Source organism: Variovorax sp. PAMC28562, from assembly GCF_014303735.1.
GTDB lineage: Bacteria > Pseudomonadota > Gammaproteobacteria > Burkholderiales > Burkholderiaceae_C > Variovorax.
This window is the reverse complement of the sequence record NZ_CP060296.1, coordinates 1775149-1799775: the sequence shown is the minus strand read 5'-3', so window position 1 is coordinate 1799775 and position 24627 is coordinate 1775149. Positions and strand designations below refer to the sequence as shown.

The 24627-nt window shown below is 64.2% G+C and carries 23 protein-coding genes; 11 read left to right on the top strand and 12 right to left on the bottom strand.

From position 1 onward, the window contains the following. Positions 1–42 precede the first annotated feature (42 nt). Genes H7F36_RS08580 through H7F36_RS08555 form a run of 6 tightly spaced genes read right to left on the bottom strand, consistent with a single transcriptional unit; the run spans position 43 to position 4465 of the window. On the bottom strand, positions 43–771 hold the full coding sequence (locus H7F36_RS08580) for an amino acid ABC transporter ATP-binding protein (RefSeq protein WP_187054274.1): 729 nt from the start codon (positions 769–771) through the stop codon (positions 43–45). Then, positions 755–1402: an amino acid ABC transporter permease gene (locus tag H7F36_RS08575; protein WP_187054273.1), complete on the bottom strand. Its 648-nt coding sequence runs from the start codon at positions 1400–1402 to the stop codon at positions 755–757. Before H7F36_RS08575 ends, H7F36_RS08580 begins: the two co-directional genes overlap by 17 nt. A 19-nt stretch (positions 1403–1421) precedes the next feature. Further along, positions 1422–2105 (bottom strand): amino acid ABC transporter permease, encoded by a 684-nt coding sequence (locus H7F36_RS08570; RefSeq protein WP_187054272.1) that lies wholly within the window; start codon positions 2103–2105, stop codon positions 1422–1424. Between the two features lie 7 nt (positions 2106–2112). Beyond that, positions 2113–2964, bottom strand: coding sequence for a fumarylacetoacetate hydrolase family protein (locus H7F36_RS08565; protein WP_187054271.1), 852 nt, complete (start codon positions 2962–2964; stop codon positions 2113–2115). A 17-nt stretch (positions 2965–2981) separates the two neighbouring features. Beyond that, positions 2982–3734, bottom strand: coding sequence for an SDR family NAD(P)-dependent oxidoreductase (locus tag H7F36_RS08560; protein ID WP_187054270.1), 753 nt, complete (start codon positions 3732–3734; stop codon positions 2982–2984). Further along, a complete protein-coding gene (locus tag H7F36_RS08555; protein WP_187054269.1) occupies positions 3731–4465 on the bottom strand; it encodes an SDR family oxidoreductase in 735 nt (244 codons plus the stop codon). The genes H7F36_RS08560 and H7F36_RS08555 overlap by 4 nt, the downstream gene beginning before the upstream one ends. Positions 4466–4610: 145 nt before the next feature. On the opposite strand from H7F36_RS08555, the gene H7F36_RS08550 reads away from it, so the two are divergent. The 8 genes from H7F36_RS08550 (at position 4611) to H7F36_RS08515 (ending at position 13665) form a co-directional block, all read left to right on the top strand. After that, complete coding sequence (locus H7F36_RS08550; protein ID WP_187054268.1) at positions 4611–5318, top strand: FadR/GntR family transcriptional regulator; 708 nt, start codon at positions 4611–4613, stop codon at positions 5316–5318. 41 nt (positions 5319–5359) lie between these two features. Next, positions 5360–6886: a UxaA family hydrolase gene (locus tag H7F36_RS08545; protein ID WP_187054267.1), complete on the top strand. Its 1527-nt coding sequence runs from the start codon at positions 5360–5362 to the stop codon at positions 6884–6886. A 152-nt stretch (positions 6887–7038) separates the two neighbouring features. Beyond that, a complete protein-coding gene (locus H7F36_RS08540; RefSeq protein WP_187054266.1) occupies positions 7039–8064 on the top strand; it encodes an ABC transporter substrate-binding protein in 1026 nt (341 codons plus the stop codon). Next, positions 8065–9603, top strand: coding sequence for a sugar ABC transporter ATP-binding protein (locus H7F36_RS08535; RefSeq protein WP_187054265.1), 1539 nt, complete (start codon positions 8065–8067; stop codon positions 9601–9603). It abuts the gene before it with no gap. A 53-nt stretch (positions 9604–9656) separates the two neighbouring features. Further along, a complete protein-coding gene (locus H7F36_RS08530) occupies positions 9657–10595 on the top strand; it encodes an ABC transporter permease (RefSeq protein ID WP_187054865.1) in 939 nt (312 codons plus the stop codon). Positions 10596–10657: 62 nt separating this feature from the next. Further along, positions 10658–11644, top strand: coding sequence for an ABC transporter permease (locus H7F36_RS08525; protein WP_187054864.1), 987 nt, complete (start codon positions 10658–10660; stop codon positions 11642–11644). Between the two features lie 41 nt (positions 11645–11685). Next, positions 11686–12597 carry an SMP-30/gluconolactonase/LRE family protein gene (locus H7F36_RS08520; RefSeq protein WP_187054264.1) on the top strand — a complete coding sequence of 304 codons (912 nt, stop codon included), beginning with the start codon at positions 11686–11688 and terminating at the stop codon, positions 12595–12597. Positions 12598–12603: 6 nt separating this feature from the next. Next, positions 12604–13665, top strand: coding sequence for a malate/lactate/ureidoglycolate dehydrogenase (locus H7F36_RS08515; RefSeq protein ID WP_187054263.1), 1062 nt, complete (start codon positions 12604–12606; stop codon positions 13663–13665). Positions 13666–13677: 12 nt separating this feature from the next. Here the strand turns inward: H7F36_RS08515 and slmA are convergent, their stop codons facing one another. The 3 genes from slmA to H7F36_RS08500 form a co-directional block, all read right to left on the bottom strand. After that, positions 13678–14328: a nucleoid occlusion factor SlmA gene (gene slmA / locus H7F36_RS08510; protein WP_187054863.1), complete on the bottom strand. Its 651-nt coding sequence runs from the start codon at positions 14326–14328 to the stop codon at positions 13678–13680. 138 nt (positions 14329–14466) lie between these two features. Next, positions 14467–15360: an acetylglutamate kinase gene (gene argB / locus H7F36_RS08505; protein ID WP_187054262.1), complete on the bottom strand. Its 894-nt coding sequence runs from the start codon at positions 15358–15360 to the stop codon at positions 14467–14469. Between the two features lie 92 nt (positions 15361–15452). Further along, positions 15453–16547 carry a glycosyltransferase family 4 protein gene (locus H7F36_RS08500; protein WP_187054261.1) on the bottom strand — a complete coding sequence of 365 codons (1095 nt, stop codon included), beginning with the start codon at positions 16545–16547 and terminating at the stop codon, positions 15453–15455. Positions 16548–16619: 72 nt separating this feature from the next. Between H7F36_RS08500 and H7F36_RS08495 the strand changes: the two genes are divergently transcribed. Next, a complete protein-coding gene (locus tag H7F36_RS08495) occupies positions 16620–17369 on the top strand; it encodes a glycosyltransferase family 2 protein (protein WP_261802539.1) in 750 nt (249 codons plus the stop codon). A gap of 16 nt (positions 17370–17385) precedes the next feature. Here H7F36_RS08495 and H7F36_RS08490 read toward each other — a convergent pair whose 3' ends face one another. Genes H7F36_RS08490 through H7F36_RS08480 form a run of 3 tightly spaced genes read right to left on the bottom strand, consistent with a single transcriptional unit; the run spans position 17386 to position 22271 of the window. Further along, a complete protein-coding gene (locus H7F36_RS08490; RefSeq protein ID WP_261802538.1) occupies positions 17386–18363 on the bottom strand; it encodes a glycosyltransferase family 2 protein in 978 nt (325 codons plus the stop codon). Between the two features lie 17 nt (positions 18364–18380). Then, a complete protein-coding gene (locus H7F36_RS08485) occupies positions 18381–20246 on the bottom strand; it encodes a glycosyltransferase family 2 protein (RefSeq protein ID WP_187054258.1) in 1866 nt (621 codons plus the stop codon). Between the two features lie 3 nt (positions 20247–20249). Then, positions 20250–22271 (bottom strand): acyltransferase family protein, encoded by a 2022-nt coding sequence (locus H7F36_RS08480; RefSeq protein WP_187054257.1) that lies wholly within the window; start codon positions 22269–22271, stop codon positions 20250–20252. A 131-nt stretch (positions 22272–22402) separates the two neighbouring features. Between H7F36_RS08480 and H7F36_RS08475 the strand changes: the two genes are divergently transcribed. Next, positions 22403–23821 carry a mannose-1-phosphate guanylyltransferase/mannose-6-phosphate isomerase gene (locus H7F36_RS08475; RefSeq protein ID WP_187054256.1) on the top strand — a complete coding sequence of 473 codons (1419 nt, stop codon included), beginning with the start codon at positions 22403–22405 and terminating at the stop codon, positions 23819–23821. After that, a complete protein-coding gene (locus H7F36_RS08470; RefSeq protein ID WP_315971449.1) occupies positions 23758–24621 on the top strand; it encodes an ABC transporter permease in 864 nt (287 codons plus the stop codon). Before H7F36_RS08475 ends, H7F36_RS08470 begins: the two co-directional genes overlap by 64 nt. Positions 24622–24627: the final 6 nt, after the last annotated feature.

The following is a 24627-nucleotide window of genomic DNA, read 5'->3' as shown; positions in this document are numbered from 1 at the left end:
GTCTCGTGGTTTCTTGATGGATGTCGAAAGAGGAAGGGACGGCTACAGCCCGTTGCCCAGAAACTGCCGCAGCTCGGGCGTCTTGGGGTCGGCGAGCATCGATGCGTCGCCCTCTTCCCAGATCTGGCCCTGGTGCATGAAGATGATCTTGTCGGCCACGCCGCGCGCGAAGGCCATCTCGTGGGTGACCAGCACCATCGTCATGCCGTTTGCTGCGAGTGCTTCGATGACCCGCAGCACCTCGCCGGTAAGCTCCGGATCGAGGGCGGACGTCACCTCGTCGAACAGCATCAGCTGCGGCTTCATCGCAAGCGAACGCGCGATGGCCACGCGCTGCTGCTGGCCGCCCGAGAGCTGCTCGGGATACGCATTGGCTTTCTCCGCCAGGCCGACCTGTTGCAGCACTTCCATCGCAACGGCACGCGCATCGGCAGCGCTCATGCGCTTGACCGAAGTGGGTCCTAGCGTGATGTTCTGCAGCACGGTGAGGTGCGGAAAAAGGTTGTAGCTCTGGAACACGATGCCGACATCGCGCCGCAGTGCGCGCACGTTCAGCGCCGGATCGTGCACCGCATGACCGCACACGTTGAGCGTGCCGCTGTCGACCGTTTCAAGCCGGTCGATGCAGCGCAGCGCGGTGCTCTTGCCCGATCCGCTCTTGCCGATGATGGCGACCACCTGGCCGCGCTCCACTGAGAACGACACGCCGCGCAGCACATGCAGCGCGCCGAACTTCTTGTGGACCCGATCGAGTTCAACCACGGCTGGCATTGAGCTTCCTTTCCAGTGTGCGACTCCAGCGCGAGAGCGGGTAGCACATGGCGAAATACATGAGGGCGGCGCAGCCGAAATAGATGAAGGGCTGAAAGGTCGAGTTGTTCAGCACCTTGGCGTTGTACGAAAGCTCGGCGAAGCCGATGACCAGCGAAGCGATCGAGGTGTTCTTGATGATCTGCACCATGAAGCCGACCGTCGGCGGCGTCGCGATGCGCAGCGCCTGCGGCAGCACGATCTTCTGCATGCGCTGCCAGCGTGTGAGGCCGATGCACTCGGCAGCTTCCCATTGGCTCTTGTGAACCGACTGGATGCAGCCGCGCCAGATTTCGCCGAGAAAGGCGCTCGAATAAATGGTCATCGCCAGCGCGGCCGCGATGAGCGCGGGCATCGAGCCGATGCCAACGATGCTCGGGCCGTAGAAGCACAGCCCCATCAGAACCAGCAGCGGCGTGCCCTGCACGACCTGGATCCAGGCGGTCGCCGCCATCCGAACGCCGCGCATCGGCGCGATGCGGGCCAGCGCCACTGCCAGGCCGGTGAGGCCGCCACCGACAAACGTCAGCACCGACAAGGCGAGCGTGCCGAGCATGCCCATGAAAAGAAAAGTTGCCTGCTCGCGCGTCATGAGGACTGATCGAGCAAAGTCAAAGCGGCGTGCCGAGCTTGCGGCGCCGCGTGAAAACGAACTGGCCCAGCAGCCAAAAACCCGCACGCATCATGTAAGACAGCGCGAGGTAAACCACCCACAGCACGAGGAAGATCTCGAAGTTGCGAAAGGTGTCGGACTGGATGCGGTTGGCGATACCCAACAGCTCTTCGGCACCGATCGACGACATGATGCTCGACGCCAGCATCAGCAATACGAACTGGCTGGTGAGCGACGGGTACACGCGCTCCACCGCCGGCCGCAGGATGACGTGCCAGAACACCTGCACCGGCGACATGCCGAGGCAATCGGCAGCTTCGAGCTGGCCCTTGTGGATCGACTCGATGCCCGCACGAATGATCTCGCAGGTGTAGGCACCGATGTTGATGACGAGCGCCAGCGTGGCGCCCACCATGATGGGCATCGTGATGCCGATGCTCGACAAACCGAAGATCAAGAAATAACTCTGGATGAGCAGCGGCGTGTTGCGGATCGCCTCCACATACGCACTCACTCCCCAGCGGAGCCAGCCGACCTTGCTGTTGCGGCCGACCGCGCACAACGCTCCCAGCACGAAGCCGATAACGGTGGCGAGGAACGACAGCTGAACGGTGACCCATGCGCCTTCGAGCAACAAGGGCCACTGCGCCAGCACCGCAGCAAAGTCGAACTGGTACTTCACGCGGGCTTCAGAGCTTGAAGCCGACGACGTCCTGCCGCTGCTCGCCCAGGCCTTCGATGCCCAGCGTCATCACGTCGCCCTTTTTCAGGAACACCGGCGACGGCTTCATGCCCATGCCGACGCCCGGTGGCGTGCCGGTCGTGATGATGTCGCCCGGCTCCAGCGTGTTGAGCTGGCTCACATAAGCGACGAGCTTGGCAACGTTGAAGATCATCGTCTTGGTGTTGCCGGTCTGCACGCGCTTGCCGTTCAGGTCGAGCCACATCGCGAGCTTCTGCGGGTTGGGCACTTCGTCGCGCGTGACGAGCCACGGACCGATCGGGCCGAAGGTGTCGAAGCCCTTGCCCTTGTCCCAGGTGAGGCCGTGCTCGAGCTGCCATGCGCGTTCGCTGACGTCGTTGATGACGCAGTAGCCCGCAACGTAGTTGAGCGCGTCCTTCTGCGACACGTAGCGTGCGCGGGTGCCGATGATCACGCCGAGTTCGACTTCCCAGTCGCCCTTGACGGAATTCTTGGGCAGCATCACCGGATCGTTCGGGCCCTGGATGCTGCTGATGGCCTTGGTGAAGACCACCGGCTCTTTGGGAATCGGCATGCCGGATTCGGCGGCATGGTCAGCGTAGTTCAGGCCGATGGCGATGAACTTGCCGACGTTGGCGACCGGGCAGGCAAAGCGTGGCTTGCCGCGAACCAGCGGCAGCTTGTCGGTCTTGAGCTTTTGCAGCTTGGCGATGGCGGCATCGCCAAGCTGATCGCCGTCGATGTCCTTGATGACGGCGCTCAGGTCGCGCAGCTGGCCTTGGGCGTCGATGAGGCCCGGCTTTTCTTTGCCGGGGTTGCCGTAGCGAACGAGTTTCATGCTTTCCTTTCAGTGACTCAGTAGGTGGAACGACCGCCGGAGAGGTCGAACGTGGCGCCGGTCGAAAACGAACAGTCTTCGGTACACAGCCATCCGACCATAGCGGCGATTTCTTCGACGGTGCCGAAGCGGCCCATCGGGATCTTCGAAAGCATGAAGGCGATGTGCTCGGGCGTCATCTGGTCGAAGATCGCGGTCTTGACCGCGGCAGGCGTCACGCAATTCACGCGGATGCCGGTGTCGGCCAGCTCCTTGCCGAGCGACTTGGTCAGCGCGATGACGCCGGCCTTGCTCGCGCTGTAGGCGCTCGCGTTCGGGTTGCCGTCTTTGCCGGCGACCGATGCGATGTTGACGATGCGGCCGTAGCCGGCAGGGGAAGCTCGCATGTGCGCTGCGACTTCGCGACAGCAAATGAACACACCCGTGAGATTGACGTCCATCACCTGGCGCCAGGCCTCGACGGGATAGTCCCAGACCTTGGTGTTCGGCCCGGTGATGCCGGCGCTGTTGACCAGCGCATCGATCTTCTTGGTGTGCGTCAGCGTCTCGGCCAGTGCGCGCACGACCGATGCGTGATCGGCGACATCGACCTGCACCGACGACACACCGCCGCCCAATGTTTCCGCAGCCTTGCGTGCGGCTGCTTCGTCGCGATCCCACAGCGTGACGGTGCCACCGGAAGAAATGAGCCGCGCCGCGATGCCGTAGCCGAGTCCGGTCGCGCCACCTGTGATGACTGCATGACGGTTCGCAAAATCGAGCTGGTTCATATCATGATCCCGCCATCGACCGTGAAGGCCTGGCCGGTCGCGAACACCGATTCGTCGCTGGCGAGGAACACCACCACCGGCGCGATTTCTTCGGCTTGCGCGAGACGACCCATCGGCTGACGCGCGATGAAGGCCTTGCGCGCTGCATCGGGATCTTCGTTGGCGTTGATGCGCTCGCCGAGCGATGGCGTATCGACCGTGCCGGGGCACACCGCATTGCAGCGGATGCCCTTGGCCACATAGTCGGCCGCCACGCTCTTGGTGAGGCCGAGCACCGCCGCCTTGGTCGTGCCGTAGACGAAGCGATTGGGCAAGCCCTTCATGCTCGAACACACGCTCGCCATGTTGATGATGCTGCCTTTGCCTGCCGCCAACATCTTGGGCAATACGGCCCGGATCGTCCAGGTTTGTGCGCGCACGTTCAGCCGAAATGCGAAGTCGAGGTCGTCGTCGTTGGCATCGAGCACGGTGCCGTTGTGCACCACGCCCGCGCAGTTGAAGAGCACGTCGAAGGTCGGCGCAGTGGCGAAGAAGCCGGTGATGGCCGCCTTGTCGAGCACATCGAGCTTCGCGGTCTTGATGCTGGTCATGCCGGCGTAACGCTCCAGCAGTTTCTCGTTGACGTCGGTGGCCCACACCTGCGCGCCCTCCGCGGCCATGGCGATGACGCTGGCGTAGCCGATGCCTTGTCCGGCTGCGGTCACGAGCACGGTTTTGCCCTTGAGTCTCATGCTGTCTCCTGGAGATGGAATGGGGGGTGTCGTTGCCGATTCGGGTTAGCCCGGTGAAGATTGCAACGAATGCAGCGTATTCTGAATTGGCCTTACCACTTGTCCAATTCAGGACAACCCTTAGATTTTTATATCGCTGCCCTTCGTGCCGATCCAGACCGTCGAACCTCAACGCCTCTACCGGCAGATCGCCGACCAGTTGCGCGCATTGCTCACGAAGGGCGAGTACCCGGTGGGCACGCGCCTGCCGGCCGAGCGCGACCTGGCCAGGCAACTGGGAGTGAGCCGACCCTCGGTGCGCGAGGCGTTGATCGCACTCGAGGTCGATGGCTGGGTCGAGATCCGCACCGGCTCCGGCGTCTATGCGCTCGACCGTTCCCGTCGCAAGAAGGTGCCGGCGGCCGAAGCCGAGTGGGGGCCACTCGAACTCATTCGCGCCCGCCGCGTGGTCGAGGGCGAAACAGCCGCCATCGCTGCTGCGCTGGGCAAGCGCAAGCACATCGACGCCATGAGCCGCGCCATCGACAGCATGCGCCAGATGTCCGATCGCAACCTGATGCCGCTCGACGGCGACCGGGCCTTCCACCTGGCCATCGTCGACGCCTGCGACAACGCCGTTCTTGCCGAAACGGTGCAGAATTTTTGGGATTCGCGGCGCGGGCCGATCTTCAGCCGGCTCGGTGGCTACTTCGAAACCGTGAAATCATGGCGATCGGCCATCGACGAGCATGTAGCGATCCGCGATGCCATCGCCGCACGCGACCCTGAAGCAGCGAGGGCTGCAATGCACGCGCACATGGACAAGGCGCACCAGCGATTCAGCGCCAGCTGGCGCCGCGCGCAGACGGCTTAACCGCACAGAGCAGACAGAACAAGAGAGCAAAGAGAAACACGATGAACCCCTTTATCCGCCTCCATCCCGCCGACGACGTCGTGATCGCGCGCAGCCAGCTCGTTGGTGGCGCCACGGTCGAAGACTTTGCCGTGCGTGGCCTTATTCCCGCAGGCCACAAGGTCGCGACGCATGCCATCGCAACAGGCGAGCCGGTGCGCCGCTACAACCAGATCATCGGTTTCGCCAGCAAGCCGATCGCGGTCGGCGAGCATGTGCACACGCACAACCTCGACATGGGTCCGGACAAGGGCGACTTCGAACGCGACTACGCCTTCGGCGTCGACGTGAAGCCGGCGCCAGCGAAGCGCGAGGCCACCTTCATGGGCATCAAGCGCGCCGATGGCCGCGTCGCCACGCGCAACTACATCGGCGTGCTGACCAGCGTCAATTGCTCGGCCACTGCTGCACGCGCCATCGCCGATCATTTCTCGCGCAAGACCAATCCGACAGCGCTGGCCGACTACCCGAACGTCGACGGCATCGTCGCCCTCACGCACGGCACCGGCTGCGGCATGGACACGCAGGGCATGGGAATGCAGATCCTGGAGCGCACGCTCACGGGCTATGCGACGCATCCCAATTTCGCGGGCGTGTTGGTGGTCGGACTCGGCTGCGAAGCGAACCAGATCAACGCCTGGCTGTCGACCGGGCATCTGGCCGAGGGCGAGAACTTTCGCACCTTCAACATCCAGGACACGGGCGGCACGCGCAAGACGGTGGACAAAGGTATCGCGCTCATCAACGAAATGCTGCCACGCGCCAATGCGGTGAAGCGTGAGCCGTGCAGTGCGGCGCACATCACCATCGGCCTGCAGTGCGGCGGCTCGGATGGCTATTCGGGCATCAGCGCCAACCCTGCCCTCGGTGCCGCGGTGGACTTGCTGGTGGCGCATGGCGGCACGGCGATCCTCAGCGAGACGCCGGAGGTCTATGGCGCCGAGCACTTGCTGACGCGCCGTGCGGTCAGGCGCGAGGTCGGGCAGAAGCTGGTCGACCGCATCAAGTGGTGGGAGCACTACACCGAGATCAACCAGGGCGAGATGAACAACAACCCGTCGCCCGGCAACAAGGCCGGCGGCCTCACCACCATCCTGGAAAAGTCGCTCGGTGCGGTCGCCAAGGGCGGCACCAGCAACCTGGAAGCGGTATACGAATACGCCGAGCCGGTGACCGCGCACGGCTTCGTCTACATGGACACGCCCGGCTACGACCCGGTCAGCGCCACGGGCCAAGTGGCGGGCGGCGCCAACCTCATCTGCTTCACCACCGGCCGTGGCTCGGCCTACGGTTGCGCGCCCTCGCCTTCGCTCAAGCTGGCCACCAACTCGGCGCTGTGGCAGCGGCAGGAAGAAGACATGGACATCAACTGCGGGGAGATCGTCGACGGCACGTCATCGATCCAGGAGATGGGCCAACGCATCTTCGACATGGTGCTGGCAACCGCGTCGGGTGCGCAGTCGAAGAGCGAACAGCACGGCTATGGGCAAAACGAATTCGTGCCGTGGCAGGTCGGCGCGGTGATGTAGCCCGCCACAGATTTCACCGTCCGGGTGCCGCGCGCTGACCAGCGCGGCGCCACACATCGGTGACGCGCGCGGCGCGCACCGGCAAACGGGCATCACAGAAGACCACTGGAATCGGGCAGCGCTTCCAGAAGAAAAATCCAAGAGACAAACCCATGAAGAAAATCCAACTCTCGTCGTGCGCCATCGCCGCAGCACTCGTCCTCGGCGCCGTCACACAGGTGCCCGCTTTCGCGGCCGACACCAAGGCCAAGAAGATCGCGCTGTCGAACAACTTTGCGGGCAACTCATGGCGTCAGGCCATGCTCAAGAGCTGGGACAAGATCACCAAGGACGCAGTGGCCAAGGGCGTGGTCGCGCAGGCACCGAGCTTCACCACGTCGGAGAACCAGGCGACCGAACAGGCAGCACAGATCCAGAACATGGTCCTGCAGGGCTACGACGCGATCGTGCTCAACGCCGCATCGCCGACCGCGCTCAACGGCGCGGTGAAGCAAGCCTGCGACGCCGGTATCGTGGTGGTGTCGTTCGACGGCGTGGTCACCGAGCCATGCGCCTATCGCATCGCAGTGGACTTCAAGAAGCTCGGCGAAATGCAGATCGACTACTTCGCCAGCCGCGGCATCAAGGGCAACCTGCTCGAAGTGCGCGGCATCGCCGGCGTGTTCGTCGACGACGAAATCCACCAGGGCATCACCGCCGCGGTCGCCAAGCATCCTGAATACAAGATCGTCGGGTCGGTGCACGGCAACTGGACGCAAACGGTCGCGCAAAAAGAAGTGTCGGCCATCCTCTCGACCCTTCCGCCGGTCACCGCCGTGGCCACTCAAGGTGGCGACGGCTACGGCGTGGCGCAGGCCTTCAAGGCGGCGGGCCGCGCGACGCCGGTGATCTTCATGGGCAACCGTCAAGACGAGCTGGCCTGGTGGAAAGAGCAGAGCGACGCCAACAAATACCAGACCATGTCGGCCAGCATCGCGCCCGGCGCGTCGACCTTCGCTTTCTGGGTGGCGCAGCAGATTCTGTCGGGCGCCAAGGTACCAAAAGACCTGAAGCTGCCGATCAGCGTCGTCACGCAAGACACGCTCGATGCCTCGCTCAAGAGCACCGAAGTCGGCAGCGTGGTCAACGTCGAGTACTCGCAAAAAGAAGTCATCGATTTCATCGCCAAGGCCAAGTAAGTGCTGATCGAAGTTCGCGGCGCTGCGAAGGCGTTCGGCGCCGTGCAGGCTCTGCGCGGCGTCTCGCTGCAATTGCAGCGCGGCGAATGCGTCGGACTGGTCGGCCACAACGGCGCCGGCAAGTCCACGCTCGTCAACATCCTGTGCGGCGCCCTGCTGCCGGACAGCGGTGAACTGCGCATTGCCGGGCGCACCGGTGCCGAGGTCGAAGGCGGCAGCATCGCTTCCGGCTGGACGGTGCGCGAAGCGCGACGCTGGGGCCTGCGCTGCGTGTTCCAGGAGCTGTCGCTGTGCGACAACCTGACGCTGGCCGAGAACATGCGCATCGCGCAACCGCAGGCGGCCGAATGGTCTTGGCGGGCGCGCGCCGGCGCCCAATTGATGGCATCGCTCGACACGATCTTTCCCGGGCACGGCCTGCGTGCGGACGACGTGGTGGGCGAGTTGCCGATCGGCAAGCGCCAGCTGGTCGAGGTGGCTCGGGCCTTCACGCCCGGCACGCAACCACTCGAGCTGATGATCCTCGACGAACCGACTTCTTCGCTCGATGGACAGGCTTCGGCGCAGCTGCTGGCCTACATCCGGACCTTCGTCGCCGCCGGCAAGACCTGCGTGTTGATCACGCACAAGCTGCGCGAGATTTTCGCGGTGACCGACCGGCTCGTGGTCATGCGCGACGGTCAGGTCGTGCAGGTGTCGGCAACCCGCGACACCGACCGCGACCGACTGGTGACCGCCATGGGCCAGGACATCGTCGAGGCGCAGCATGGGCACACGCGGGCGGTGGTGGCGTCCGGCGCGGGCTCGTTGCCTGCTGCGTCACGAGACGATGAAGGCATCGATATCGACAGCGACGAAGAGGCGATGGTCGAGGTGCCGGCCACCACCGTCGGAGGCCTGTCGATGCGCGCGGCGCGCGGCGAAATCATCGGCCTCGCCGGCCTTGCCGGGCACGGGCAAACCGAGTTGCTCATCGCGCTGCAGGAGGCGGCGCTCCACGCCCCGCGCGTTGGCCGCCCGACGGTGAAAGGCGCCACCTCGTTCGTCGCCGGCGACCGGCAAACCGATGGCGTGTTCGCGCTGTGGTCGATCGCCCGCAACATGACGGTCGGCTGGCTCACGCAGTTTCGGCAACGCGGCCTCATCGACGTCAAGGAAGAAGCGGCGCAGGCCCAGCAATGGCGCGGCCGGCTCGGGCTGGTCACGCCCGACATGGACCTGCCGATCGGTTCGCTGTCGGGCGGCAACCAGCAGAAGGTGCTGTTCGCCCGCGCGCTCGGCTCGTCGGCGCCGGTGATCCTCATGGACGATCCGATGCGCGGCGTCGACGTCGGCACCAAGCGCGACGTCTACGCGCTCATCAGGGAAGAAGCGCGCAGCGGCCGCACCTTCGTCTGGTACACGACCGAGTTCGACGAACTCCATCACTGCGACCGCGTGTATGTCTTCAACAATGGTCGCGTGGTCGGTGAACTGGCCGGCGACGACATCAACGAAGAGCGCGTGGTCGCCCTGTCGTTCGAGGAAGCCATCGCATGAATCTCTCTCCCGCTGTCCCGACGGGTGCTGCAGGCGCTGCAGGCGCCACCGGCATGCAGCGCCGGCGCCGCGTCGTGCTGATGCAGACGCTGTTGCCGGCCATCGCCCTCGCCGTGCTGCTGGCGGCGGTCTTCATGAGGCAGCCGCGCGCCATGTCGTACTTCGGCGTCAACCTGCTGCTCAACCTCGCCATCCCGGTGATGTTCGCGACGCTGGCGCAAATGATGGTCCTCGCGGTGAGCGATCTCGATCTGTCGATCGGGCCGTTCGTCTCGCTGGTCGCGTGCATCGGCGCGACCCTTATGCCGACACAACCGCTGCTCGCCGTGCTGGCGCTGGCCGCAGCGGTCGGCGTGTATGCGCTGGCCGGGGCCCTGATCCAGGCGCGTCAGTTGCCGTCGATCGTGGTCACGCTGGGCCTGTCGTTCGTGTGGCTGGGCTGCGCGGTGCTGCTGCTGCCCACGCCGGGCGGCACGGCGCCCGAATGGCTTCAGGCGGCCATGCGTTTCAAGACGCCGCTGCTGCCGCTGCCGATCTGGATGGCGGTGGCGACGGGCATCGTCGGCCATCTGCTCATCACGCGCAGTGCGTTCGGCACACTTGTGCGCGGCCTCGGCGGCAACCCGGCGGCCATCGCGCGGGCCGGCTGGAACATGGTGCGGGTGCGCGCCAGCGTGTATGCGATCGCGGGGGTCTTCGGCGTCTGCGCCGGGCTGATGCTGGTCGGGCAAAGCACCTCGGCCGATGCCAACATCGCCTCGCGCTACACCTTGGTCGCCATTGCCGCGGCGATTCTCGGTGGCGCGGAATTCGCAGGCGGCAAGGTTGCGCCGGTGGGTGCGGTGCTGGGTGCGCTCACGGTCACGCTGGCGGCTTCGTTCCTCACTTTTCTCAACATAGCGCCGGACTGGCAAATCGGCATGCAGGGCTTGATCCTGGTCGCGGTGCTGGGCTTGCGCGCGGCCATCGACCTGGCCGGAGGCAAGCGATGAGCGCGCTGCCCGATGTGCGCGTTGCGAACAACGCTGCGAACGCCGTTGCGAACGAAGCCGCCATGGTTCCGGCAGCCTCTGCCACCGGTCAGGTTTCGCGTGGTGCCCGCTGGCGCCGCTGGGCGCGCAACCGCCCGTGGCTCGGCTCGTGCATCGCCGCGGTGCTGGCGTGGGCCGCGACGCAGTGGAGCGGTGACGGTGGCGGCTCGGGCGGCTTGCTGACTGCGGCGCTGGCGTTCTCGGCGTTCACCGTGCTGGTGTCGCTGGGCCAGATGCTGGTCATCAGCGTCGGGCCGGGCAACGCCGACCTGTCGATCCCCTCGACCATCGCGCTGTCGGGCGCGGCCGCGATGATCGTCATGAACGGCGACAACGCGATGCTGGTACCGGGCCTGCTGGCCGCTACCGTCGTCGGCATGGCGGTCGGCGTCTTCAACTTCGGGCTGATCCGGCTGCTGCGCATTCCGCCGATCATCGCCACGCTCGCCGCATCGCTCATCGTGATGTCGGTGGCCATCAATGTCGGGCGCGGGCTGAAGGTGAAGCCGCCACCGCTCTTTTCGGACCTGATGGCGATGCGTGTGGTGGGCGTACCGCTGGTGGCCCTGGTCGCGCTCGCGGTCACGCTGGCGGTCGCCCTCATGCTGGAGCGCACGGTGCTCGGCCGCTCGATCGCCGCGGTGGGGCAGAACCGCCGCGCCGCCCTGCTCGCCGGGTTGCGGGTGGAGCGCACGCGCTTTCTGGCCTACGTGATCTGCGCCGCACTGGCCGGGCTCACCGGCGCGCTCATCGCGGGCTTCTCGGGCGGCAACTCGCTCGACCAGGGCCAGGAATACCTGCTGATGACCATCGCCGTCGTCGTCATCGGCGGCACCGCGGTGGCGGGTGGCCGGCCCAGCGTGCCGGGCATCTGGGGCGCCGCCATGTTCATGTTCCTGCTGGTGGCGCTGCTCAACGCCGTCGGCGCCGGACCGGGGCTGCGCACATTGCTCACCGGTGTGATCATCATCGCGGTGATCGTGCTCGCGAGCTCGCGCGCCGAGCGGTGAACGCCAACCAAAAAACGAGACGACAAAAGGAACGATCGACCATGACCTTCGAACGCATCGACCCCCGCTTCAACATCTGCATCCCGGGACCGGAACGCATCGAGCAACTCTGGACCGGCGGCCGCTGGTGCGAAGGCCCGGCCTGGTTCGGCGCGCACCGCACGCTGGTGTGGTCGGACATCCCCAACAACCGCATGCTGCGCTACGACGAACTCAGTGGCGCCACGTCGGTGTTTCGTGAAGCGGCCAACAACTCGAACGGCCATACGGTCGATCGGCAAGGCCGGCTCGTCAGTTGCGAGCACCTGACGCGGCGCGTGACGCGCACGGAACACGATGGCTCGATCACCGTGTTGGCATCGCACTGGCAGGGCAAGCGGCTGAATTCGCCGAACGACGTGGTCGTGCATTCGGATGGCGGCGTGTGGTTCACCGACCCAAGCTACGGCATCCTGTCGGACTACGAAGGCCTTCGCGCCGACAGCGAAATCGGCGCCTGCAATGTGTACCGCATCGACCCGACCAGCGGTACCGTCGACCTCGTGGCCGATGACTTCGTCAAGCCCAACGGGCTGGCGTTTTCGCCGGACGAATCGGTGCTGTACATCGCCGACACGGGCGCCAGCCATGCCGCCGATGGGCCGCGGCACATCCGCAGTTTCGATGTCGCTGCAGATGGCAAGCGGCTCGGCAAAGCACGCGGTAAGAACGGCGTGTTCGCAACCTGCGACAACGGTCTGTTCGATGGCTTCCGGGTCGACACCGAAGGCCGCCTCTGGAGCAGCGCGGGCGATGGCGTGCACGCGTTCGATGCCGACGGGACGTTGCTCGGCAAGCTGCTCGTCCCGGAGCGCGTGGCCAACGTGTGCTTCGGCGGACCCAAGCGCAACCGGCTCTTTATCTGCGCCACGAGCTCGCTCTACGCCATTTATCTGAACGCCAAAGGACTCTGACCCGCCATGTCGCACACGCTCGACGCATCGTTTCTTCGCACGCAGATCACCGGCATTCTGGTGGCGGCGGGCAGCGCTCCGGCCGAGGCCGATCAAGTCGCGGCCAACCTCGTACTGGCCAATCTGAGCGGCCATGATTCGCACGGCGTCGGCATGTTGCCGCGCTATGTCGACGCCATCGCCGAGGGCGGCCTCACACCCAACGCATCGGTGAAGATCAACCTCGACATCGGCACGATGATGGCGCTCGACGGGCAACGTGGCTTCGGGCAGATCGTCGGCGTGCAGGCCATCGAACTCGGCATCGCGCGCGCCAAACAGCACGGCAGTTGCATCTTCACGCTGTCGAGCGCGCACCACCTCGGCCGTATCGGGCACTTCGCCGAGATGGCGACGGCGCAGGGCCTTGTGGCACTTCATTTCGTCAACGTGCTGTCACGGCCGGTGGTGGCGCCGTGGGGCGGTGGCGACGGCCGCTTCGGCACCAACCCGTGCTGCATCGGCGTGCCACTCGCGGGTGCCGAGCCGTTTTTGCTCGACTTCGCGACCAGTCGTGTCGCGCAAGGAAAGATGCGCGTGGCGCACAACAAGGGCGAACAGGTGCCCGACGGCTATCTCATCGACGAACACGGCGCGCCGACCAACGACCCCGGCGTGGTCGTGGTGCCGCAGAGCAACGGCCTGTTCGGCGCGCTCATGACCTTCGGCGAGCACAAGGGCTACGGCATGGCGATCGCGTGCGAGCTGCTCGGCGGCGCGCTCACCGGCGGCGGCACCTGGCATCGCCCGGCCGACACCGCGCGCAGCGTGTTCAACGGCATGCTGACCGTGCTGATCGACCCGGCCAAGCTGGGCACGCAAACGAGTTTCGAGCAAGAGGCTCGCGAATTCGTGGCGTGGCTTCGCCAAAGCCCACCGGGCGCCGGCTTCGATGCGGTGCAAATCGCCGGCGAGCCCGAGCGACGTGCGCGCATCGAGCGCGAGCGCGACGGTATCTGGCTGGACGATGCGACCTGGGGCGAGATCGTGGCGGCAGGCGCCAAGGTCGGGGTGACCGTCAGCGCCTGACAGGGTTTCCGCTCAGAGCATCAAGGCGACCGTCGCCTCGAGGTGTTCCGACGGCAGCCGCCGGAAGCCCGAGCGCGCGAAGCGCTGCAGCCGGCCGACTGCGAACGACGTGAGCGCCGAGGCACGCACCTGTGCATCGACCGACGGTGTGGCCGAGCCCTCGGCCGATGCCGCATCGCGCAGCGCCTGGCGCAGGCTGGCTTCAATCTTGTCGAAGAACTGATTCATGCGTTGTTGCAAACGCTCGTTTTCGTAGACCAGTGCATCGCCGACCATGACCCGCGTCATGCCCGGATTTTTTTCCGCGAACTGCACGAGCAGCGAGACGATGCGTGCCGCCTGCTCCCGCCCCGGCGCGTCACGCTCGGTGATCTGGTTGACCAGCGTGAAGATGCTCTGCTCGATGAAGTCGATGAGGCCTTCGAACATCTGCGCCTTGCTGGCGAAGTGCCGGTACAGCGCCGCCTCGCTTACATCGAGCCGCGCCGCCAGCGCCGCCGTGGTGACGCGCTCGGCACCGGGCTGCTCCAGCATGGCGCCGAGCGCCTGCAGGATTTGCACGCGCCGCTCGCCGGGCTTCGGTCGCTTGCGCACGGCCGGGGCAGCGGGAAGGACCGGTGCAGCGATCAGTTCGGCCGCAGATTCAGAAGCGCTTTCAGTCATCTCTTCGTGGGGCATGGCGCGTGTGCAAAGATGTAAGAAAATGATTCTCGCACAACCTCACAACATGTCGTTAGTGAGTGCGTGCCAACCGGCCAACACGCGTCGTGAATTGCTGCACAAAAAGTAAGGGCGCACCGATCATCGGGCCCTGATCATCGTTCCGTAAGCCTGGTCGGTCAGGATCTCCAGCAGCATCGCGTGTGGCACCCGGCCGTCGATGATGTGAACGGCGTTCACACCGCTCTTGGCGGCATCGAGCGCGCCTTCGATCTTCGGCAACATGCCGCCGGAGATGGTGCCGTCGGCAAACAGGTCGTCGATCTCGCGTGCGCTCAGGTTGGTCAGCAAATTGCCGCCCTTGTCGAGCACGCCGGGCGTGTTGGTGAGCAGCATCAACTTCTCCGCCTTGAGCACGGTGGCGAGCTTGCCGGCCACCACGTCGGCGTTGATGTTGTAGCTCTCGTTTTCTTCGCCGAAACCGATCGGGCTGATGACCGGAATGAACGCGTCGTCTTGCAGCGCCTTGACCACGCTCGGATCGATCGAGACGATTTCGCCGACCTGGCCCACGTCGTGATGCACGTTGGGATCGTTGCGGTCGACCAGCTTGAGCTTTTGCGCTCTGATCAAACCGCCGTCGCGACCGGTGAGCCCGACCGCCTTGCCGCCGGCCTGGTTGATCAGGCCGACGATGTCTTGCTGCACCTCACCGGCGAGCACCCATTCGACGACTTCCATCGTCTCGGCGTCGGTCACGCGCATGCCCTGGATAAAGCTGCCCTTCTTGCCGAGCTTGTTGAGTGCTGCCTCGATCTGCGGGCCGCCGCCATGCACCACCACCGGGTTCATGCCAACCAACTTGAGCAGCACCACGTCCTCGGCGAAGTCGGCTTGCAGGGCCGGGTCGGTCATCGCATTGCCGCCGTATTTGATGACGATGGTCTTGCCGTGAAACTTGCGGATGTAGGGCAGCGCCTGCGCCAGGATCTCGGCTTTGTCGCGGGGAGGAATGTTCAGGACGGGGTCGGTCATGGTGTCCACGTGGTGATGGGTTTTCGTGAAATTCGGCGGAAGAAGCCGGCGGAATTGTGCGTCAGCGAATCGAGGTCGTGGAGACCATGCGGTCAGGGCCGCAGCCAGCGCGGCACCTTGAAGCGCACGATCATCAGGTAAGCCGCCACGTAGGTCGCAACGAACAGCGCGCAAAAGACGACCAGCACCCAGGTACGGTTCCAGAACAGCACTGCCGGAACGACGGTTGCCGCAGCAAAGATCCAGAGATAGGGCGAGGTGCGGTTGTTGCGCGCCAGCAGCTGGCGAGCCTCGTCGTCGGCGAAGGCGACGCGCACGATGCGCCGGAAAATCAACTGGTGAAAGTGCAGCGCGTCGGCCATGCCGGGCGACTGGCCGCGCGCCAGCTTGCGGTAGATCGAGAACATCGTTTCCCAGACCGGATAGATCAGCAGCAGCATCGGGAACCACGGCGACACCGTCGGGTGCCGCTGCACCAGCGACACGCACGCCACCGCGATGACCATGCCCCATACGTAAGCACCGCCGTCGCCGGCAAAGATCTTGCCGCGCGGGTAGTTCCAGATCAGGAAGCCGAGCGTGGCACCCATCAAGCAGATCACCATCGCCGCCAGTTGCCTGTCGCCCACCTGCAGTGCGACGTGCGAGATGGCAAGGCACACCAGCACCGCCACCGTACCTGCCAGGCCGTTGTAGCCATCGATGATGTTGAAAGCGTGCGGCAGGCCGCCGATGGCGATGGCCGCGAACAGCACGGCCATGTAAGGCCACGCGACCAGCGCCCGATCGACCAACTCGACGCCCGTGCGCGAAACGCCGAGCCCCAGTACCCAGCACAGCAGCAGCGCCGAGCCGATGGTGAGCCCGAGCCGGTAGCGCACCGACACGCGTTGGGTCACGTCTTCGACGATGCCGCCGAGGACGGCCGGCGTCATGCACGCCAGCGCGATAGCGGCGGCCTTGAAGGGCCAATCGACGTTGAAGACCTCGGTGCCTAGGCCCGCTACGAGCCACGCCGTGCCCATGCCGAGCATGATTCCCGCCCCCCCGAGACGCGGAACATGGCCCTTGTGAAACCGCTGTGGCATGTCGGCGGCGTAGAGCCGTGCGTGGCGGCGCGCCCTGCGCATGAAGACCTGCACGGCGAACGCGGAGACGAGAAAACTGATGACGATCAGGGCAATCATTGATAGTGCGGCATGACTAGGAGTGCACCGGGAGAGGACCCTAGAATTCCCGAGCGAAATTAGACCATGCCGATGTCCCCTCCTCACGCCCCAGCCATCACCGTTTCGATCGTCAGTCATGGCCAGCTGGCATTGATCGAACCGCTGCTCGATCAGCTGGCGCGCTACAGCAACGCCGTCGTTGCCAAGGTGGTGCTCACCATCAATGTCCCCGAGCCCGACATCCTGGCGGGCCGCACCTGGGCCTTTCCGGTCGAGCGGATCGAGAACAGAACGCCAATGGGCTTCGGCGCCAACCACAACCAGGCGTTCACGCGCTGTACGACGCCGTGGTTCCTGGTGCTCAACCCGGACATCCGTTTCGACAGCGATGTACTCACGCCGTTGCTGGCCCAGGCCGCGCCGACCAGTGGGCTCTTGACGCCGCGCATTCTCGAGCCCGGCAAATCGGTGCCCGAACAACATCGAGCCACCATCACGCCGCGCGAAATTCTGACGCGGCGCAAATCTGGCTACGTGCGGCCGCAGGTGCCGGCGTGGATTCCTGGTCTGTTCATGCTGTTTCGCGGCGAGGCCTACGCGGCCATCGACGGGTTCGACGAGCGGTTCTTCATGTACGGGGAAGACTTCGATATCTGCGCGCGCATTCAACTGGCCGGATGGCAACTTCAGGTCGGCGAAGACCTCGTGGCACGTCACGATGCGCAGCGGGCGAGCCATGCCAAGGCGAAGCACCTGTACTGGCATGTGACCAGCTTGCTGAAGGTGTGGGCTTCGGCGACGTTCTGGCGCTATCGACAGCTCGAAGATAAGAAGGCCTGATCGCCTATCTCATGGTTCAGCCGCGTTCCAGCAAGTCCTGTGCGACGGATTGCAGGCCGCGGTCGAAACGCTCGTAGCGGCCGCGCAAGGCTTCGGCAAGCACCGATGGGATGCGCGCAAGGCGGTTGGCCGGCAGGTCGGTTCTGAAGCGCTGGTGCGCCACCTTGCCGAGTTGCGCCTGAAGATGCGCGTCGGGCACGACGACACCAAGCAACGTCAAACGCTGCAACAACGCTTCCGCCCTGCCCAAACGCTTTCGATGCTTGTCACCACGCGGCGCGACCGCCTTCGCGATCTTGTCCGCCAGCGTCGGTTTGCGTACGCCGATCTGGTTGGATGCGTGCTGGCGATAGTCGATCAGCGGCTCGACCAAAACGTCCATCCGACCCGTTGCCGATGCGATGGCTGCCAGCCATTCGTCGTGCACCCATTCGGCGGGGAATGGCAGCGCTGCGCCGAGCAGCGACCGTCGGAACACCGTTGTCGCTCCCGTCACCAGATTGCGACGCAAGAAGATTTCGAAGGCCGCACCGGCCTGGATGGCGGCGAGCTCGGACGGCTTGACTTCGAGTGCGTGGAACAAGGTTGAACCTAGAGGCGCGAGGGCGTCGTCGACGAGGCAGGCATCCGAATGCAGCAGCAGCAAATCGGCGCGTTGGCGAAATGGCGAGACCATGCGCGCCAGTCGGCCGGCATGCCAGACATCGTCCTGATCGCACAGTGCGATCAACGGGCAACGCGTGGCCTCGATCGCTTGCTCGAAGTTGCGCGTCACACCGAGCGGCGGGTCGTTGCGGAGCACCGTGAGGTGGATGGTGTCGGCCATGCCGCAGCGTGTGATCGTCTCCTGCACGAGCGCGACGGTGTTGTCAGTCGATGCGTCGTCGGAGACAACGATCTCACGCGGCATCAGATCCTGAGCGCAGATGCTTTCGACCTGCGCTGCGACATAGCGCGCGCCGTTGCGTGTGCAGAGCGCGACTGAGACGTCCAAGTCTGCAGCGCTCTGCGTCATATCCGCTCGACTCGCGGCGGCCATGCGTAGCTGAAGTCTTCAGCGTCGAGCGTCAGGTTCGGGCTGTAAGCCGGGTCGTTCGCGATCACATCGGCCCAGCGGCTCTTCATGTACGCGATCTCGCGCTCGAAACGCTTTCGCTTGTCGGGCGCCATGTCGTCGCCGCGCGTGGCAGATTCGTGATGCATCAACTCCGCATACGGCGTCCACACATTTCGATAGCCCGCTTCGCGCAGCCGCAGACAGAAGTCGATGTCGTTGAAAGCGACCGCCAAGTTGACTTCGTCGAGTCCACCGACCTGTTCATAGGTGGACTTGCGCACGACCATGCAAGCGGCAGTGACGGCGGAGAAAGACTGCGTCAGCGCAGCACGACCCGCATAGCCGTTCAAGCCGCGCGGCAGCCCCTTGTGTGCATGTGAAGCCATGCCCAGGCCGAGACCCAGAACGACACCGCCATGCTGCAGCGTCATGTCCGGATACCAGAGCCGCGCACCGATCGCGCCCACGCCCGGTTGCAAGGCAATGCCCACCATCTCCAAGAGCCAGTCAGGAGACATCACTTCAATGTCGTTGTTGACCAGCGCAATGACGTCACCCCGCGCGGCAGCGACCGCCGCGTTGTTCAACGCCGAATAGTTGAAAGGCCGCTCGTCGCGCAGCACCCGCACATTCGCTCGTTCGGCCAGCTTCGCGAAATACGCAAGCGCGGCCGGGTCGTCCGACCCGTTGTCCACGATGATGATTTCGTAGCGGCCGTACGTCGTCTTCTTGTCTATCGACTGTATGCATTGGCGCATCAGGTCGAGCCCGTTGCGCGTGGGGATGATGATGGACACGAGAGGCAGCTCATCCGGCAACACGTACCGCGTGCGATAGCCGAACTGCTGGTACTCGGCAACGGCTTTGACGCCGATGCGTTGGTAGTGCTCGTTCAGTGCCCGCTCGCCTGCGATAGCCGCGTAAGGCTTGGCGTTCATCGAGCGCGCGGTGCTCTCCGCGTGCACGCGCCAGTGGTAAAGCACGCGCGGCACGTGCTGGACCTGCCAGGCATCGACGTGCTCCATGCAGCGCATCACCAAGTCCCAGTCTTGCGAGCCCTCCAGACCGACGCGAAACCCTCCAACCGAACGAACCAGCTCGGTCGACAGAACGCCGAGGTGGCTGAACATGTTTTGCGAGCGAAACAGGTCGATGTTCCAGTCAGGCTTAAAGTAGGGGTCGGATCGCTGCCCGCTCTCGTCGATCTTGTCTTCGTCGGAATAGATGAGTCGCGCATCGGGATGCTTCGCGATGCAGTCGACCATCCAAAACAGCGCGTGCTCCGGCAGAAGATCGTCATGGTCCATCAACGCGATCCAGGGGCCGGTCACGAGTTCGAGGGCGCTATTGGATGCAAAAGAAATGTGACCGTTCTTCGGACGAAACACCACCTTGATGCGCGGGTCCGAGTCACGGTAGAACTCCAGGATCGACCGGACTTCCGCCGCCGTGGATGCATCGTCCGCGATGCACAGCTCCCAATGCGGATAGAGCTGCGCTCGCACCGACTCGATCGCGGCACGCAGGTGTACCGGGTTCGGGTTGTAGGTCGGCATCACTATCGAGATCAGCGGTGGCGCTTGCATTGCCGCAACACGCTGCGTGATGGCCGTGCGAGTCTCGGCTGTCAGGGTGTCGTAGGTCGCGACCCAGTTCGCGTAGTCGTTGGTCTTGCGCACTCGGCGCCGCAGTTCCCACACCATGCCCTGCCAGCCCGCCTTGCGGTAGACGCGCCAAGCCTGCGGCAGCTTGCTCGCCATGCGCGGGCCGTGCTGCACCCCGAGTCGAACCAGGTGGGTCAGTCGAGCAATCAAATTCATGGCTTACTTCGACTGGGTGATCGCCGGGTCGACAAAAGAGGCAAAGCGCCTGACATACGCCGCGCGCAAATGTGTGGCGTCTTTGTAGATGGGAATGCCATCCGCATCGGTGCGAAGACACTGTCCATCGGCATTGCAGAGCGTCGCCATCGGATCGATGACGATGGCACCGCTCGAGACCGCGATTTGCTGCAGCCGGTCATGAATGCGCTTCTGCGAAGCCGTCAGCATGACCCGCGGGTCGACCCGAGGCGCGGTCAGCGTGCCGAGGCGGCTTCCGCTGATCATCGACTTGGGTTCGAAGCCATCGCCTACCGGAATGTTCAACACCAGGTAGACCTTTTTGCCCGCGGACTTCAGCGATTTCAGGAAGAGCTCCAGTGAGTTGAACGAACGCTCGACGCCATCGCCGCCGCGCAGCATGTGCCGCGTCGTGCCTTCGCGAAAGTAGTAGTGGTCGGGCGCTGGTGCGTTTGCCGATGGCGGCGCTTCGCCCACATCGAAGTAACAGGCCCAGCAACCGCCGATGACGACCGAGTCGACGTCGGCACTGCGGGCAAACTTCTCCATGTGCTCGCGGCGCTCGGCACAACCGGGATCACGGTCTTCGGACAGGTGCGGGATGGCTGGGCAGGCACCGCGGGTCGCAAAGTACAGCGTGCCGAGTTGCTCCGGCGCTGTGCGCGCCAACTCAAGGGCGCGCGGGCCGTATTGCTCGATATGGCTGTCGCCCAGTAGCAGCACGCGCTTGCTGCCGGCTCCGATCTTGTAGATCTCTTCGCCGCCGCGCTTGACCAGTTGCATGGTGTCGGGATAGCCCCAATCGGTGCTCGCCGAGGCGATCGCCTGCAACGTTGGATCGCTGTTCCGGGCGGGGATGAGCCGCGCAAAAATGGCCGCGCCGACGACGGCCAACGTGACCATGCCGATCAGCAACCAGCGGACGGTTGCCGGGTCGTTGCTCTTGCGGATCGGCCGTTCAAGAAAACGATAGGTCAGCCACGCCAGCACGATCGCGGCCACCACTGCGCCGCCGCGGATCCCCGCTGTCGGCATGCCGTTCTCGACGATGCGCGCATATGCCAGCAACGGCCAGTGCCACAGATACAGCGGGTAGCTGATCAGCCCAAACCAGACGAAGACACGCGAGCCGAGCAGGTTGCGACCGAGCCAGGTAAGCGGCCCCGCCGAAATACAGAGGCACGCGCCCAGCGCCGGCAAGATGGCCCACCAGCCCGGGAAGGTCTTTTCTTTCTGGATGAAGTACAGGCCCAGGCCAATAAGTACCAAGCCCGCGAGCACACGCACTTCGGAATTGATAGCGCCGCGCGGCGTGGTACGACGCAGTGCCGAATGGGCGAGCAAGGCGCCAGCGGCCAGCTCCCAGATTCGCGAGAGCGGCGAATAGAAGACCGCCTCGGGGTGACGATGAATGGTCGCGACATTCAGGACGAAAGACAGCCCGGCCGCGATGCCGATCCACCACGTCAGCTTGTTCCGACCCAAAGTGGCGCGTGCGCGCCAGACCAACCCAAGAAACAGCGGCCAGAAAATATAGAACTGCTCTTCGACCGCGAGTGACCACAAATGCAGCAGCGGCTTGCTTTCCGCGGCGGTATCGAAGTAGCCCGCCTCGTTCCACAAAGCCAGGTTCGACACGAAGCCGGCACTGGCCAGCAAATGCTTGCCCAGTTCCCGAAATTCATCCGACAGCAGCACGTACCACCCGACCACGCAGGTGGCCGCCATGACAGGCAGCAAGGCAGGCAAGATGCGCCGGATGCGCCGCGCGTAGAACTCGCCGTAGCTGAATCCGCTGCCGGCGAGGCTTCCGAAAATGATCGTCGAAATCAGGTAGCCTGAAATAACGAAGAAGATGTCGACGCCGATAAAGCCACCGCGCACCGCCTTCGGAAAGGCGTGATACACGACCACCGCCAACACCGCCACCGCACGCAAGCCGTCGATGTCGGGGCGGTACTTGGGATGGGCGAGGTGAGGGAGCTCTTGTTGTTGTGGCGGCATGCTGAACGCGTCGACGGGCGCATGATTATCTTCGCAACGTTGGATCTGGTTCAGCGGCTCTGCGCCGCCGCTGGAGGCGGCCGCAGCTCGAGCGCCCGGTAAACTTCACCCTAACAAATCAGAGGAACAACATGCGACTGCTTTCAGTGGTGCTCTCTGGCGGCGCCGGATCCAGGCTTTGGCCGCTGTCCCGCCAGGCCTTTCCCAAGCCTTTCATGAAGCTCGGCGGCTCGACTTTGCTGCAGCAAGCCATCGAACGCGGCCAGGCCTGCGGCACGGGCGATTTGCTCATCGTGACCAACAAAGACCATTTGTTCCTCACCAAAGACGTGCTCGGCCAGATGTCAGACCCACCGTCGGCCACCCTGCTGCTCGAGCCCAAGGGCCGCAACACGGCCCCGGCCATCGCGCTCGCGGCATTGCAGTGCATCAAGAAGTTCAGTGGCGACACCGTCATGCTGGTGCTGTCGGCCGACCACCTGGTGCCCGACGTCGATGCCTTCGTCGCCAGCGCGAGCGAGGCCTTTCGCCTTGCTGAAAAGGGTGCGCTGGTCGTCTTTGGCGTAAGCCCGACGACGCCCGACACCGGCTTCGGCTACATCGAGGTCGACAAGGTATCGCGCGACAGCCAGATGGCCAAGCGCTTCGTCGAAAAGCCCGACCTTCCGACCGCCCAGGACTACTTGGCGACCGGCCGTTATTACTGGAACAGCGGCATGTTCTGCTTTACGGCAGACGCTATCGTGGCGGCCTTTGAAAAGTACGCCCCCGCGCTTTTGGCTGCAGCGCGCAATGCGCTCGACACCTCGACCGCGGCAGGCAACGCTGTGCAGTTCGATCTGCATGCCTTCGGCTTACAGCCCGACATCAGCATCGACTACGCCGTCATGGAGCGCGCCGACAACGTGCATGTGGTGCCCGCCAAGTTCAGTTGGAGCGACGTCGGCACCTGGCCGTCGGTTGCCAGGTCGCACACCGCCGATGCCAGCGGCAATACGATTCCTTTCGACGCGATCGCCATCGACACCACCAACACGCACGTGCAGATCGACAGCCATGGGCCGAAGATGGTGGCAGTGCTCGGCGTTCGCGATCTGGTCATCGTCGACACGCCCGATGCGCTGCTGATCACCCATAAAGACAGCGCGCAGAAGGTGAAGCAAGTTGTCGATGCGCTCAAGTCGCGCAAGCACGAGACCGTCAATCTGCCGGCCGTCGTGCATCGCCCTTGGGGCACCTATGCCTCGCTGAAAGAAGAAGACGGCTACAAGGTCAAGCGCATCACGGTCAAGCCTGGCGAATCGCTCTCCCTGCAATACCACCATCAGCGCGCCGAGCACTGGGTCGTGGTGCAAGGCAAAGCGATCGTCCAGGTGGGCGATGTCGAGCATGAAACACTGCCCGGCCAGTACCGCTACATCCCTCTCAAAGAGAAACATCGATTGACGAACATCGGCAAGGACGAACTCGTGCTCATCGAAGTGCAATGCGGCGGCTACCTCGGCGAAGACGACATCGTTCGCCTGGCAGACACCTACGGGCGCGCATGAGCCAAGCACATTCAAACCTGCATCGCAGCGCGTGGACGGATTGGTGGGAAGGCACCCGCCGCACCGACATCTGGTGGACCCTGGCCTGGTTCGACATCGTCTTACGCTACCGACGCTCGATGCTCGGGCCGATCTGGCTTACGCTGAGCATGGGCGTCATGATCGGCGGCATGGGGCCGCTCTACAGCTCGCTGTTCGGCACTGAACTCTCCAAGTTTTTTCCGCACTTGGCCTTGGGCCTGATCTTCTGGGGATTCTTTTCCAGCATGGTGACCGATTCCTGCAACACCTTCATCGGCTCGGCCAACTACCTGAAACAGGGGTACTTTCCGATCAGCCTTTTTGTATGGCGGAGCATGGCGCGCAACCTCATTCAGTTTGCGCATCAGATCGTGCTTTACATCCCCGTGGCGATCTGGGCAGGCATTTCCTTGTCGTGGTCGGCACTGCTGGTCATCCCTGCGCTTTTACTTCTCCTGATCAACGGGCAGGCGTTGGGCCTGGCGCTTGGACTGGTCTGCACGCGCTTTCGCGATGTGACGCAAATCGTGACCAGCGTAATGCAGATGTTGATGTTTTTGACGCCGGTGTTCTGGCTGCCAGAAAGCTTGCCGGGACGCGCGAAATACGTTCTCTACAACCCGTTCGCGCAGATTCTCGAGCTGCTGCGTGCGCCATTGATGGGCAACGTGGCCGAAGCGCATAACTGGTGGGGCATTCTGGGATGGACATTCTTGAGCGTCACTGCATCGGCCATGCTGTTCTCGAAATACCGTCGCCGCGTTGTTTACTGGCTTTAAGAATTC